General features: G+C 64.8%; 10 protein-coding genes. 9 read left to right on the forward strand and 1 reads right to left on the reverse strand.

Annotated features, from left to right (window positions below):
• Nucleotides 1-5: 5 nt before the first annotated feature.
• From AC3WUM_RS05580 to cofE, 8 genes are all read left to right on the forward strand, one after another.
• Nucleotides 6-1,475, forward strand: a complete 1,470-nt coding sequence (locus AC3WUM_RS05580; protein WP_492409209.1) for an aldehyde dehydrogenase family protein — start codon at nucleotides 6-8, stop codon at nucleotides 1,473-1,475.
• 57 nt (nucleotides 1,476-1,532) lie between these two features.
• Nucleotides 1,533-2,390 (forward strand): SDR family NAD(P)-dependent oxidoreductase, encoded by an 858-nt coding sequence (locus AC3WUM_RS05585; protein WP_492409210.1) that lies wholly within the window; start codon nucleotides 1,533-1,535, stop codon nucleotides 2,388-2,390.
• A 31-nt stretch (nucleotides 2,391-2,421) separates the two neighbouring features.
• Entirely contained in the window at nucleotides 2,422-3,339 is a 918-nt protein-coding gene (locus AC3WUM_RS05590) for an LLM class F420-dependent oxidoreductase (protein WP_492409211.1), read from the forward strand.
• Nucleotides 3,336-3,527: a hypothetical protein gene (locus tag AC3WUM_RS05595; protein ID WP_492409212.1), complete on the forward strand. Its 192-nt coding sequence runs from the start codon at nucleotides 3,336-3,338 to the stop codon at nucleotides 3,525-3,527. The genes AC3WUM_RS05590 and AC3WUM_RS05595 overlap by 4 nt, the downstream gene beginning before the upstream one ends.
• Nucleotides 3,524-4,237 carry a 2-phospho-L-lactate guanylyltransferase gene (gene cofC, locus AC3WUM_RS05600; RefSeq protein WP_492409213.1) on the forward strand — a complete coding sequence of 238 codons (714 nt, stop codon included), beginning with the start codon at nucleotides 3,524-3,526 and terminating at the stop codon, nucleotides 4,235-4,237. Before AC3WUM_RS05595 ends, cofC begins: the two co-directional genes overlap by 4 nt.
• Before the next feature lie 148 nt (nucleotides 4,238-4,385).
• A complete protein-coding gene (locus tag AC3WUM_RS05605) occupies nucleotides 4,386-6,098 on the forward strand; it encodes a class I adenylate-forming enzyme family protein (protein WP_492409214.1) in 1,713 nt (570 codons plus the stop codon).
• Nucleotides 6,099-6,115: 17 nt separating this feature from the next.
• Nucleotides 6,116-8,533 (forward strand): 5-amino-6-(D-ribitylamino)uracil--L-tyrosine 4-hydroxyphenyl transferase CofH, encoded by a 2,418-nt coding sequence (cofH, locus tag AC3WUM_RS05610; RefSeq protein ID WP_492409215.1) that lies wholly within the window; start codon nucleotides 6,116-6,118, stop codon nucleotides 8,531-8,533.
• An 8-nt stretch (nucleotides 8,534-8,541) separates the two neighbouring features.
• The gene (gene cofE, locus AC3WUM_RS05615) at nucleotides 8,542-9,318 is read left to right on the forward strand and encodes a coenzyme F420-0:L-glutamate ligase (RefSeq protein ID WP_492409216.1); all 777 of its coding nucleotides are present in this window, start codon (nucleotides 8,542-8,544) and stop codon (nucleotides 9,316-9,318) included.
• A gap of 83 nt (nucleotides 9,319-9,401) precedes the next feature.
• Here cofE and AC3WUM_RS05620 read toward each other — a convergent pair whose 3' ends face one another.
• Nucleotides 9,402-11,954 (reverse strand): TonB-dependent receptor, encoded by a 2,553-nt coding sequence (locus AC3WUM_RS05620; protein WP_492409217.1) that lies wholly within the window; start codon nucleotides 11,952-11,954, stop codon nucleotides 9,402-9,404.
• A gap of 737 nt (nucleotides 11,955-12,691) precedes the next feature.
• Between AC3WUM_RS05620 and AC3WUM_RS05625 the strand changes: the two genes are divergently transcribed.
• Nucleotides 12,692-13,471: an SDR family NAD(P)-dependent oxidoreductase gene (locus AC3WUM_RS05625; protein ID WP_492409218.1), complete on the forward strand. Its 780-nt coding sequence runs from the start codon at nucleotides 12,692-12,694 to the stop codon at nucleotides 13,469-13,471.
• Nucleotides 13,472-13,481 lie beyond the last annotated feature (10 nt).

Raw genomic sequence — 13,481 nt, forward strand, 5'->3', positions numbered from 1 at the left:
GCACGATGCAACTGCTAGAGACCCAGCTCTTTATCGATGGCGAACTGCGACCGGCCAAGGGCGGCAAGACCTACGACAACATCGGCCCCTGGACCGGTGAGGTCATCGGCCACGCGGCCGACGCTTCGGCCGAGGACGTCGATGCGGCGATCGCCGCGGCCCGCCGGGCGTTCGACACCACGAGCTGGTCGACGGATCACGCCCATCGCCACGAACTCATGAAGAAGTTCCGCGATCTGCTCTACAAGAATCGCGATCGCCTCGTCGAGATCGCCAAGATCGAAGCCGGCGCCGCGCCGGGCGCCGCGTTCCGCGCGCAGATCGACGGCGCGCTCAACGGTGCCGACGGCCTGCTGTCCGAGTTCCAGCGCATGAAGTGGGAAGAAGACCGCGGCGTGAAGAACGAAGGCGGCTTCGACACCAAGCGCGTGGTGCTGCGCGAGGCGGCCGGCGTGGTTGGCGCGATCACGCCGTGGAACGTGCCGCTGTACATCAACGTCGGCAAGGTCGTCGCCGCGCTGCTCGCGGGCTGCACGGTGGTGCTCAAGCCCGCTCCGGACACACCCGCGATGGGCGCGATCTTCGGCGAATTCGCGATCGAAGCCGGCCTGCCCAAGGGCGTGCTGAACGTGGTCACGAGCGGCGATCCGGTGACCGCCGGCGAAATGCTGACCAAGGATCCGCGCGTCGATCTGATCTCGTTCACGGGCTCGACCGCGGTCGGCAAGAAGATCACGGCCAACGGCGCCGACACGCTCAAGCGCGTGTTCCTCGAACTCGGCGGCAAGTCGGTGTTCCTGGTGCTCGATGACGTCGCCGAGCAGGCGTTCCCGATGGTCATCGCCGGTTCGATGGTGGTGTTCCATGCCGGCCAGGGCTGCGCATATCCGACGCGCTTGCTCGTACCAAAGAGCAAGTACGCGATGGCCGTCGCGATCCTCGAGAAGGCCTATGCCGGCTACGCCGAGAAGTGGGGCAAGCTCGACGAGCCGACCTGCATCATGGGCCCGCTGATCTCGAAGAAGCAGCTCGAGCGCGTGAAGAGCTACATCGACATTGGCCAGCAGGAAGGCGCGCGCCTGCTCGCGGGCGGCAAGGTTCGCCCCGACAAGGGCAACGGCTTCTTCTTCGAGCCGACCTGCTTCGTCGACGTCGACAACAGCATGCGCATCGCGCAGGAGGAAATCTTCGGGCCGGTGCTGACCGTGATCGCCTACGAGGACGACGACGATGCCGTGCGCATCGCCAACGAGAGCATCTACGGCCTCGGCGGCGCGGTGTTCGGCTCGCACCAGCGGGCGATGAACGTGGCCAAGCGTATTCGCGCGGGCGCGCTGTCGGTCAACGGCGGCGTCAGCATCACGGGCGATCTGCCGTTCGGCGGCTACAAGCAGAGCGGCGTCGGGCGCGAATGGGGCCTCGAAGGCATCGAGGACTTCACCGAGATCAAGGCCATCGGCGCCCGCATCAGCTGAGAGCTTGAGCCCCGCAACGCACGGAGGCCACGGCCGTCGAGGAGAAGTGGGACTGCCATGCCGTCAGCCAGCGCTTCACTGCAGGATCAGGTCGCCATCGTCACGGGCGGTGGCGGCGGCATCGGCAGGGCCATCGCACTCGCCTGCGCCGAGGCCGGGGCCGATGTCGCGATCGCCGACGTCGTTCCCGAGCGTTGCATCGAGACTGCCGACCGCGTGCGCGAGTTCGGCCGCAAGGCGCTCGCGGTGCCGACCGATGTCATGGACACCGCGCAGATCGAGACGCTGGTGACGCGTACGGCCGAGTTTTTCGGCCGCATCGACATTCTCGTCAACAATGCGGGGGGCGTCAGCGGCCGGCCGTTCCTGGAGCAATCCGAACGCTCCTGGCGCAAGCACATCGATCTGAACCTGATCAGCGTGCTCGCAGCGACCTCGGCGGCGGTGCCGGTGATGATACGTGCGGGCCGCGGCGGCTCGATCATCAACGTCACGAGCATCGAGGCCTCGCGCGCCGCGCCGAACTTCGCGGTGTACGCGGCCTGCAAGGCCGGCCTCAACAATCTCACGCGGTCGCTCGCACTCGAATTCGCCGATCACGGAATCCGCGTCAACGCGATCGCGCCCGATGTCACCGTCACGCCGGGCCTTCGCGGCAACCACAGCGGGCCGGTCGATCCGAGCCGCTGGATCCTGCCGGCGCCCGCGCAGACCGCGGCGATCAACAGGCGCATTCCGCTCGGCCGCGAGGGCATCGACAGCGAATGCGGCAGCGTCGCGGTGTTCCTCGCCTCGCAGATGAGCAGCTACGTCACCGGCATCGTCATTCCGGTCGACGGTGGCTCCTGGGCCTCGTCGGGCTGGCAGCGCAACAGCGCGGGCAAGTGGACGCTGACCGGCGACATCGCGCCCTGAAATCACGTATGCATCGGCCGACGAGCACGATATGAAGATCAACGTCACCCTGCCCTTCGATCACGTTGAGAATCCAGCCGAATTCCTGACGCCGGAAGCGGTCGTCGAAGTCGCGCAATTCGCCGAACGCCTCGGCTTCGATGGTGGCAACGTCACCGATCATCCGTGTCCGACCGGGCGCTGGCTCGACGGCGGCGGACATTATGCGCAGGATCCGTTCGTGATGATGTCGTTCGTCGCCGCGGCGACCACGCGCCTGCGCCTGCAGACCGGCATTCTCGTGCTGCCTTACCGCAATCCATTCATCACCGCGCGCGCGGTGGCGACGCTCGACCTGTATTCGAAAGGCCGGCTCACGCTCGGACTCGGCGCGGGGTATCTGAAGGGCGAGTATCGGGCGCTCGGCGTCGATTTCGAGCGACGCAACGAGATCATGGACGAATATCTCGTCGCGCTGAAAACCGCCTTGAGCAGCGATGAGTTCACGTTCCAAGGCAGCGGCTACGAAGCGCTCGGCAATCGTGTGAAACCCGCGGCGGTGCAGAAGCCGCATCCGCCGCTGCTCGTCGGCGGAAACTCCAAGCGCGCGATCCGTCGCGCGGCCGAACTCGCCGACGGCTGGTATCCGTTCTTCACCGGGGCTCAACTCTCGTCGACCGCGCGCACGGCCGCGATGAATGGCGAAGAAGACCTCGCGGGCGGCCTCGCCTACCTGCGCGAGCACTGCGAAAAGATCGGACGCACGACGGCGCCGACGATCGTGCTCGGCAGCATCGTGTCTCCGGGCGAGAAGCCCACGCCTGCGGAACTCGTCGACAAGATCGGACAGTTCGAAGCCATGGGCGTCAGCGGCTGCGCGATCGGGCTCAGCGCGAACACGCGCCGCGAGTGGTGCGACAAGGCGCAGCACTTCGCCGAAAACGTGATCGCCAGGCTGCCCAAGCGATGAAGTCGAAGACCAATGCATTGGCCTGGAGCCTGTATCCCGGGCCGCTGCACGGCGGCGATGCGGTGCCCGCTTTTGCCGCGGCCGCGCGAGCCACCGACTTTCATGGCCTGCCGCCGACCTGCACTTTCATCGGCGACCTCGAGCCGTTCCGCGATGAGACGATCCAATGCGCGGCCCGGCAGCAATGAATGCCTTGCGCGATCGCCCGGAGACGGAGCCGGTGTGGGCGGTGGTGGCGCTCAAATCGCCCGAACGTGCCAAGAGCCGCCTCGCCGGCTGGCTGAATCCCGCGCAGCGTCGGCGCTTGCTGTTCACGCTCGCCGAGCGCTCGATCAGGGCATTGCATGCCACTCCGGGTATCGGTGCGGTCCACGTCGTCAGCGCGAGCTCTGAAGTCGCCGAATTCGCAAGCGCGCTCGGCGCTCGGCCGCTGCTGCAAGACGCCGAGGGCGGCACCGCGTCCGCTTTCGCGTTCGCGCTCGAACAGTTGCGCCCGCAATGCCCGCCCAAGATGCTGATGCTCGCGGGGGATCTGCCACTGGTCGGCGCATCGGCCCTGCAGTCGCTCTGCGATGCGGCCCGCCACGCGCAAGTCGTCATCGTGCCGGATCGGCATCGGCTCGGCACCAACGCCCTGCTCTGCTCGCCACCCGCCATCGTGACTCCGAGCTTCGGCCGCGACAGCTTCAGCAGGCACCGGCTGGCGGCACGCTCCGCGAAGCTTCAAACGCGCATCCTGCAAATGGACGCGCTGGCTCTGGATCTCGACCTTCCCGAGGATTTCGACGAGCTGCGGCGACTCTCGGCCACCAGCGCCGAAAGCTTGATGGCGGTACTGCGGGCGAGCGAGAGGACCACTGTCCACCATGAGCAAGACGCCGCCGCTGCGACGATCTGATTCCGCGGCGAGCATATCGCGCGAGGGCGTAGTATCGTACGCTCACAAATAGACGATGCTGTTCATTATAGAACGGTACGCGATATTCGAGGAGCACATGCTCGTCGACGCCACCGCCAAGGTGGAACTGCCGATTGGAGATTGAGTCTTGAACAAGCGCGCGGAACCAAACAAACCGCTCTCCATCATTCACGGCCTGCCGCTCGATCAGGAACCCGGCCTCGGCGCCCTGACGCTGCCGGGCTATCTGCGTGAAGTGACGGCGCGCTACGCCCCGCGCGAAGCGCTCGTCTTTCATCATCCGGACGGCCACGTCGAGCGCTGGAGCTACGCCGAACTGTGGTCGCGCTCGATGCAGATCGCCCAGTCGCTCGTCGCGGCCGGCATCGGCAACGGCGAGCGCGTCGGCGTGATGATGACCAATCGCCCCGAGTGGATCTCGGCTGCCTTCGGCGTGAGCCTTGCCGGCGGCGTGATCACCGCGCTGTCGACCTTCTCGACGCCGGCCGAGCTCGACTATCTGCTCAAGTCCTCGGGCATCAGCGTGTTGCTGCTCGAAGGCCTGGTGATCAAGAAGGATTTCGCGGCGATCATCCACGAGCTCGAACCCGCCATCCGCAAGTCCGAGCCCGGCGAGCTGTCGTCGACGAAGTATCCGTTCCTGCGGCGCATCGCGGTGCTCGGCCAGGGCGCCGCCGGTGCGATGCAGAGCTGGGAAGATTTCCTCGCGCTCGGGCGCAACGTGCCCGAAGCGATCGTGCAGGCGCGTGCGGACAGCGTCACGCCGGCCGACATCGGCGTACTGCTGTTCTCGTCGGGCTCCACCGGCAAGCCCAAGGGCGTGCTGAGCGCGCACCGTGGCGTCTGCATCATGTGCTGGCGCTGGCGGCGCATGCTCGCCACCGGCGACGCAGAAAACGAAGTGCGCGCCTGGAGCGCGAACGGATTCTTCTGGTCCGGCAACTTCGCCGGCTCGCTCGGAGCCACGCTGTCGTCGGGCGGAAGCAACGTGCTGCAGGCAACCTTCGATCCGGCCGAAGCGCTGCGGCTCATGCAGGCCGAGAAAGTCACGCGCGCCTATGCCTGGCCGCATCAATACCAGCAGCTCGCGGCCGCGCCGAACTGGAACGAGGTCGATCTGTCGAGCCTGCACTACGTCGATCCGCGGACCGCGCTCGGCCAGCATCCGACGATCAAGACCGACTGGGTCGATCCGAACGCCGCGTACGGCAACACCGAAACCTTCACACTGAGCGCCTGCTTTCCAAGCGACACGCCGGCCGAGAAAGTCGGCAACACACATGGCGAGGCGCTGCCCGGCAACACGCTGCGCATCGTCGACCCGCTCAGCGGCGAGGTGGTGCCGCGTGGCGAGCGCGGCGAGATCGCGGTCAAGGGCCCGACGCTGATGCTCGGCTATCTCGGCATTCCGCTCGCCGACACGCTCGACGCCGAAGGCTACTTCCGCACCAGCGACGGCGGCTACATCGATGACCAGGGTCGCCTGGTCTGGGAAGGCCGGCTCAACGACATCATCAAGACCGGCGGGGCCAACGTCTCGCCGATCGAGATCGACGGCGTGATCGCCACCGCTCCTGGCGTCAAGGTCGTGCGCTGCGTCGGCGTGCCGCACGAGTCGCTCGGCGAGATCGTCGTCGCCTGCGTGGTACTGCACGAAGGCGCGACTCTGAGCGAAGCCTCGATTCGCGATTTCGCCAAGGAGCAGCTCGCGAGCTACAAGGTTCCGCGCCGCGTGGTGTTCGTGCAGGAAGAAGAGTTGAGCCTGACCGGCAGCTCCAAGATCAAGCTCGGCGAGCTGCGCGCGCTGGCCGCCAAGCGTCTCGAAGCCTCGCCAGCCTGAGCCTGTAGCGACAAGCCGTGATCGCAGACCTGCATCGCTGGCTGGACCGCGGGCTCGGTGCCGAACAGGCTTACGCGCTGCTCGAACGCGAGCACTGGCGCGAGCTCGCGCCGCTGGCGACGCAGCTGCGCGAGCGCGGCTGGGGCACGCGCGTGAGCTATTCGCGCAAGGTCTTCGTTCCACTCACGCAGCTGTGCCGCGACGTCTGCCACTACTGCACGTTCGCGCAGACACCCGGCAAGCTCGAAAAACCGTATCTCGCGCCCGAAGACGTGCTGCGCATCGCGTGCGAAGGCGCAGCGCTCGGCTGCAAGGAAGTGCTGTTCACGCTCGGCGATCAACCCGAGCGGCGTTATGCCAAGGCGCGCGAGGCGCTCGCCGGGCTCGGCTTCGCGACGACGCTCGATTATCTCGAGCACGTCGCCGGACTCGTGCTGCGTGAAACCGGACTGCTGCCGCATCTGAATCCGGGGCTTATGAACGCCGAGCAGCTCGCGCGCCTGCGCCGGGTCGCGCCGTCGATGGGCATCATGCTCGAATCGGCGTCCGCGAGGCTGTGCGAGCGCGGCGGGCCGCATTTCGGCTCGCCCGACAAGCAACCCTCGCGCCGACTCGAAACCCTGCGCCTGGCCGGCGAGGCGCGCGTACCGATGACGAGCGGCATCCTGATCGGCATCGGCGAGACGCGGCGCGAGCGCATCGAGTCGCTGCTCGCGCTGCGCGATCTGCACGAGCGATACGGGCATATCCAGGAAATCATCGTGCAGAACTTCCGCGCCAAGGCCGGAACCAAGATGCACGCGGCGCCCGAGCCGGGCACGGACGAATTGTGCTGGACGATCGCGGTGGCGCGACTGATCTTCGGCGCCGGAATGAGCATTCAGGCGCCGCCGAATCTCTATGGCGGCGATCTGCCAGAGCTCATCGAGGCCGGCATCAACGATTGGGGCGGCATTTCGCCGCTGACGCCCGATCACGTGAATCCCGAAGCGCCGTGGCCGCATCTCGATCGCCTGGCCGCCGACACCGCGCGTGCGGGCTGCGACCTCGTCGAGCGGCTCACGGTCTATCCGCGCTACGTGCAGGCTCGCGACGCATGGCTCGCGCCCGAATTGCAGGCGCCCGTGCTGCGCCTGTCGGATGGCGCCGGCCTTGCGCGCGTCGGGCGCTGGTCGCCCGGAAGCCTCGATGCCGCGAGCGCGGACGATCTGCGCGACGTTCCCTTGTTCGCGACGCCGAGACGATCCGTCATCGGCCAGTCGATCGAGCGCGCGAGCACCGGCATCGAACTCGGCGAGCACGAAGTCGCCGAGCTGTTCGGTGCGCGCGGGGCAGACTTCGTGAACCTCTGCGCGGCCGCCGATCGCCTGCGCGAACAAACCGTCGGCGATGCCGTGAGCTATGCCGTCGTCCGCAACATCAACTACACCAACGTCTGCCTGTACCAATGCGGCTTCTGCGCGTTCTCGAAAGGCCGCGCCCACGAGAATCTGCGCGGCAAGCCCTATCTCGTCAATCTCGATGAGATTCGGCGTCGCGTCATCGAAGCCTGGGATCGCGGCGCGACCGAAGTCTGCATGCAGGGCGGCATCCATCCGTCGTTCACCGGGCAGACCTATCTCGATATCTGCCGCGCGGCAAAGGACGCCATCCCGCAGATGCACGTGCATGCGTTTTCGCCGCTCGAAGTGAGCCATGGCGCGCAGACGCTCGGCATCTCGGTCGGCGAATTCCTTACCGAGCTCCGGCATGCGGGACTCGGCTCCCTGCCCGGCACCGCGGCCGAGATTCTCGACGATGAAGTCCGTCATGCGCTGGCGCCCGACAAGCTCGACACCCAGGGCTGGCTCAATGTCGTCGCGCAGGCGCATCGCGCCGGGTTGCCGACGACCTCGACGATCATGTTCGGCCATCTCGAAGGCTACGAGCATTGGGCGCGTCACCTGCTGCGCTTGCGCAGGCTGCAGCATCAGACCGGTGGACTGACCGAATTCGTGCCGCTGCCGTTCGTGCACATGGAAGCGCCGATGTACCTGCGCGGCCGTGCACGCCGCGGCCCGACGCTGCGCGAGGCACTGCTCATGCACGCCGTCGGGCGGCTCGTGCTGCACCCATTGATCCGCAACGTGCAGGCCTCGTGGGTCAAGCTCGGGCCGGAGTGGGCGCAGCGTTGCCTGCAAGCCGGAGCGAACGATCTCGGCGGCACGCTCATGAACGAGTCGATCAGCCGCGCGGCCGGCGCTGCGCACGGGCAGGAGTTCGCACCCGAGCAGATGCGGCAGCTGATCACCGGCATCGGCAGGCCGTGGCGTCAGCGCAATACCTTGTATGGCGAGGTGAGCGCCGAACGCATTGCGCAGTCGTGCAGCGCGCCGCCGCTGAGCGAGACGCACAACGCGCCGATTACCCGGCGCCCGGCTCCGGTGATCGCTTGAGCGACTCGATGCCATCGGGATCGTTGAGCTTTCTGCCGATACACGGAATTCCGGAAGTCGTGCCTGGCGACGATCTGGCCAGCATCCTGGCCCAAGCGCTCGATAGCTCGAACAACCCATCGCCACGCGATGGCGATGTGCTCGTGGTCGCCCAGAAAATCGTCTCGAAAGCCGAGAATCGCTATGTCGAGCTCGACCGCATCGAGCCTTCGGCACGTGCGCTCGAAATCGCTACGCAGTGTCGCAAGGACGCACGCCTCGTCGAACTCGTGCTACGGGAATCCAACGAGGTGCTCCGCGTAGCGCCGGACGTGCTGATCGTTCGGCACCGGCTCGGCTTCGTCGTCGCCAATGCAGCGATCGATCAATCCAACTTGGCGGACCACAAAGGCGAACGCGCCTTGCTGTTGCCCGCCGCTCCTGATGCGTCCGCGCAAGAGCTGCGCGCACGACTGCAGCAACGCTACGGCCTCAATCTCGCGGTACTGATCTCCGACAGCTTCGGACGGCCGTTCCGCCTCGGCGTTTGCGGGGTCTGCATCGGATGCTCCGGGCTGCAACCGCTCGTCGATTTGCGAGGCCAAGTGGACCGTAATGGCCGCAGCCTGCAGGTCACGCAGATCGCGGTCGCCGATCAGCTTTGCGCAGCCGCGACGCTGGTATGCGGAGAAGCCGACGAAGGCATTCCGCTGGTCATCGTGCGTGGGGTAGCCTCCCAGCATTTGCAAGAGCGTCGAAACGCGCTCGAACTGATCAGGCCGCGACAGCAAGACCTGTTTTCCTGAAAGAGGAAAGCCGCGCGATCGCTCGCGCGGCTTTCGATTCTCGCGGCTTCAAAGCAATCGACGTCGCAACATCGCTCCACCGTTCACTGGCCGAAGTTGAGGCGCAGGCGGAAGCCGACCATGCGCGGCTCTGCCGGGTGCAGCGCTTCGAAGCCGAAACTGTTCCAGCTACCGGTGATGGTGTTGTAGTACTCCTTGTCGAGCAGGTTGGTCGCGAACAGCGTTGCGTCGAGCGGGCCACCATAAATGGAGTTCCAGGCAACCGTCGCATTGACGATTTCATACGACGGGATCACGCCGTAGGGGCCAGAAACGGTCTGCAGTTGCTTGGAGGTATAGGCATAGGTCGCGCTTGCGAAAATCCCCCCGATCGAACTCGGCAGTGGCAGCCGGTAGGTCGCCGTCACCGTGCCCTTGTGCTTGGGCGAGAATGGCAGCTCTCGACCCTTCTCGAACGTGGGCTGCGCAAAAAGATTGTCCGGGATTTCAGGGTCGGTGAACTTCAGCAGCTTGGTATTGAGGTACGCATAGTTGAAGTCGAAGCTCAAGCCTTGCACCGGACGCAAGGTGGTTTCCACTTCTAAACCATAGATGCGCGACTTGCCGGCGTTAACGGGAGTCGCCGTCGGCGCGATGCTGTTATCCAAGGCGCCGAATCCGTACAACAGCTGCTGATCCTGGAAGTCGTTGTAGAAGGCGGCGATATTGAAATTGCCGCGCACAAAACGCTCGAAGCTCGTCTTCAAACCCAGTTCATAGGTATCGACCTGTTCGGGACCGAAGGTCTCGAAGCCCGGCACGCTGTACGGGCTGATCGAGCCCTGCCGATAGCCTCGGCTGTACTTACCGTAGACCATCGCGTTGTCGTCGAGCTTGTAGTCGAGGCCGAGCACCCAGGTCGGCGCATCCGAGTCGTTTTTGAACGACCGATCGCAGGTGGACACGTCGGACACCGGCACGCGCGTCGCGAAGTAGCAGCGCGGTGACGGTGTATCGCGCGACGGGAAGTAATAGACCAGATAGCGCGTATCGGCCCGTGTTTCGTCTTTGGTGTAACGCAGGCCGGCCGTGCCCTTGAGGCGGTCGGTCAGATCGTAAGTGCCTTGCACATAGAGTCCGAGATTGCGGAACTCGATCCCGCCGGTCGGATTGTTGAGGCTGCCGACGAAACCTTCTGCCGTACCCGAAGGCGTCGCCGGATTCGGCGTCGAAGCACCGACAACGTCATAGCACTTGAACTCATCCGAGTTCTCACAGCTGATCGAAGTAGGAGACAGCGACCCACTCCACTCGACCGGCTTGCTACGCTCGTAGTAGACGCCGGATTGCCAGTTCAGCCTTCCATCGAAGGCAAGGCCTTGCAACTGGAGCTCTTCCGACAAGGTCGACTGATCGCTCGACGTCAGCCCCGGCGATGGGCGCGACGTCGTCGTCGTCAGCGGCACGCCAGGCGCGAGGAAGAAGTTACTGCCGAACAACTCGCTTCGCAGCACATTGGTGAGCTCCGCGTAGCTGGCAATGTTCTTGACCGTGAGGTTGTCCGTCGCCTTCCAGGTGGTGCTATTGATCACCTGCCAGCTGTTGAGGCTGACTTTTGCATCCGGATCCGAGTTCTGCACGGTGTAGAAATCGCCGTCGCTCTGGGCTTGCATCTGAGCGCAGGCGAAACGGGCGAAACGCTGGTAAGCACTGCTCGGCGATTCGTTGCATGGGTTACCGTCACCATTGGTGTCGCCCGGACCGTTATAGGCGAATATCCGCGGCAGCGGACCGTTGGTTTCGGAATCGACCGAGGAGGCGATCGTGTAGTTCTCGAGGTTCTCGGTCAAATCCAGCACGATGCTGGCGCGCAACGCCGTGTAGTTGATGTCGTTGAAATGATCCGGCCCGATACCGGAGACATTATCGAGATAGCCTTCGCGGAACTGGCGGTCTACACCCAGGCGCATACGCGCCCAGTCGTTGATCGGCGTATTGACGACAATTTGCGTTCGCTTGAGGTCATAGTCGCCCCAGGACTGCTCTACATAGCCTTCGTTGCGGGCAGTCGGCTTCTGGGGCACCAGCAGCACCGCGCCTCCCGTGGTGTTGCGTCCAAACAGAGTTCCCTGCGGACCTTTCAAGACCTGCACGTTCTGCAGATCGAAAAACATGCCGGGGCCGGCTCCGTCACCCGACTGTGTCGAACCACCCCCACGCGGAGCCACCACATCGGCGAAGTAGGTCGCGACGGACGCCGTCGTACGAATTTCCTGGCTGAAACCACGAATCGCGAACAAGGCATTGTCCGATCCGTAGCGCGTGTTGGCGGACAGCGACGGCGTGAATGTGGCCAGGTCGCTGCTCGAGATCACGTTGCGGCTGGTGAGCTGCTCCTGGTTGAAGACCGTCATCGAGATCGGCACGTCCTGCAGGCGTTCTTCGATGCGCCTTGCGGTGACGATGACCTCCGAAATACCGTCATCCGTTCCGCCGTCGGCGTCAGCCGCAGCGGGTGCCGGGCTCGGGCTCGGAGCAGCGGCGGGCTGCGCATCGACGGAAGGAGCCGCTCCCGTTTCCGGCTCCTGGGCCATGGCGCCCACACTTGCAGACAGGCACAGGACAGCGCACAGCTTGGCTGTGTTGGAACCGCTCATATTGTCTCCTCGCACCGTTGTGTATCTTTTTTGTAGTGAGTCCTGCGAGCCATTGCGCGCCACGCCGGACTTATCCAGCCGATCAAAAACTTTTCGGACGTGCGGTCAAATTACTCTCCGTATTCATCTACAGTCAACATAGTTGTTTACTTTCGATGTAGAGAAATAGTCCTGGGACGGTACTGAACGCCGGTTCACGATGTAAATGGAACAGAAGCCCTTTCGGAGCCGCCGTTTCGTACGGTCCCAAAGTCCACCGGGGGACGGCGCGCGCTTCTTGTGTCTGAGCGCTTCATTCATGTCAGTTGTCAGTCACCAAAGCGGATGAGGTTTGGGCCTTGCACCGTCGGCTACTGCTGGCCGTCTGCCGTGTTTCCGGATGTCCGCGCCTTCGGTTGCCTCGCCTACACACCACGCGAGGGCCAGACCGGGTATTCTTATAACGACGCTGTTGTCTATCAGGATGGCCAGCTATCTCCGGCGCGTATCGTCGAGGCTCCTTTCCTGAGGCGCATCGTTTTCGAAGGCGATGACGTATCGGTCGAGCTAGTCTCGAAACTCGGACGCACGGTCATCGAAGGCGTGACCAGGCCTTCCACCTTCCGTATCGGCAACCCGGGCGGCCTCGACCTGCAACGAGGCTCACCTGGGACGGACAAAGCGCTACGGCCTGATGGAACGACCGAGTCAAGAAAGCCTGACCACCATCGGCCAAACAGAATGAAGGAGAGCACACCATGAAAATCGACTCGTCGTTGGTCGCGGTCGTAACCGGCGGAGCCTCGGGCCTCGGACTCGGCACCGTCAAAGCGCTGCGCGCTGCAGGCGCGAAAGTCGCGATCTTCGATCGCAACCCGGAAACCGGCCAGAAAGCCGCGGATGAAACCGGCGCCATCTTCTGCGAGTGCGACGTGCTCAGCGACGAGAGCGTCGATGCCGCGTTCGCCAAGGCTCGCGCGGCCCAAGGCCAGGAACGCGCGCTGGTCTGCTGCGCCGGCGGCGGCAACGCGATCCGCACCGCGTATCGCGACAAGGAAACTGGCGAGATCAGGATCTTCCCGACCGAGAAGTTCGAGTGGGTGCTCAAGCTCAACACGGTCGGCACCTTCCGCTGCGTCACGCGCGCGGCGGCCGGCATGATGACGCTCGACCCGATCGACGGCGAACGCGGCGTGATGGTCAACACCGCCTCGGCCGCCGCGACCGATGGCCAGATGGGCCAGGCCGCGTATTCGGCCGCCAAGGCCGGCATCGTCGGCATGACGCTGACGATCGCACGCGACCTCTCGCGCGAAGGCATTCGCATCAACACGATCCAGCCCGGCATCTTCCACACGCCGGCGATGGCCGGAGCGCCGCAGAAAATGCTCGATGCGCTCGGTGCGATGGTGCCGTTCCCCTCGCGCCTCGGCACTGCCGAGGAATATGCGAGCCTCGCGCTCGAAATGATCCGCAATGGCTATTTCAACGGCGAGACCGTGCGCCTCGACGGCGCCATCCGCATGCAGCCACGTTGAGCGACCGGCA

This window comes from Hydrocarboniphaga sp. FW305-C-57, assembly GCF_058783045.1.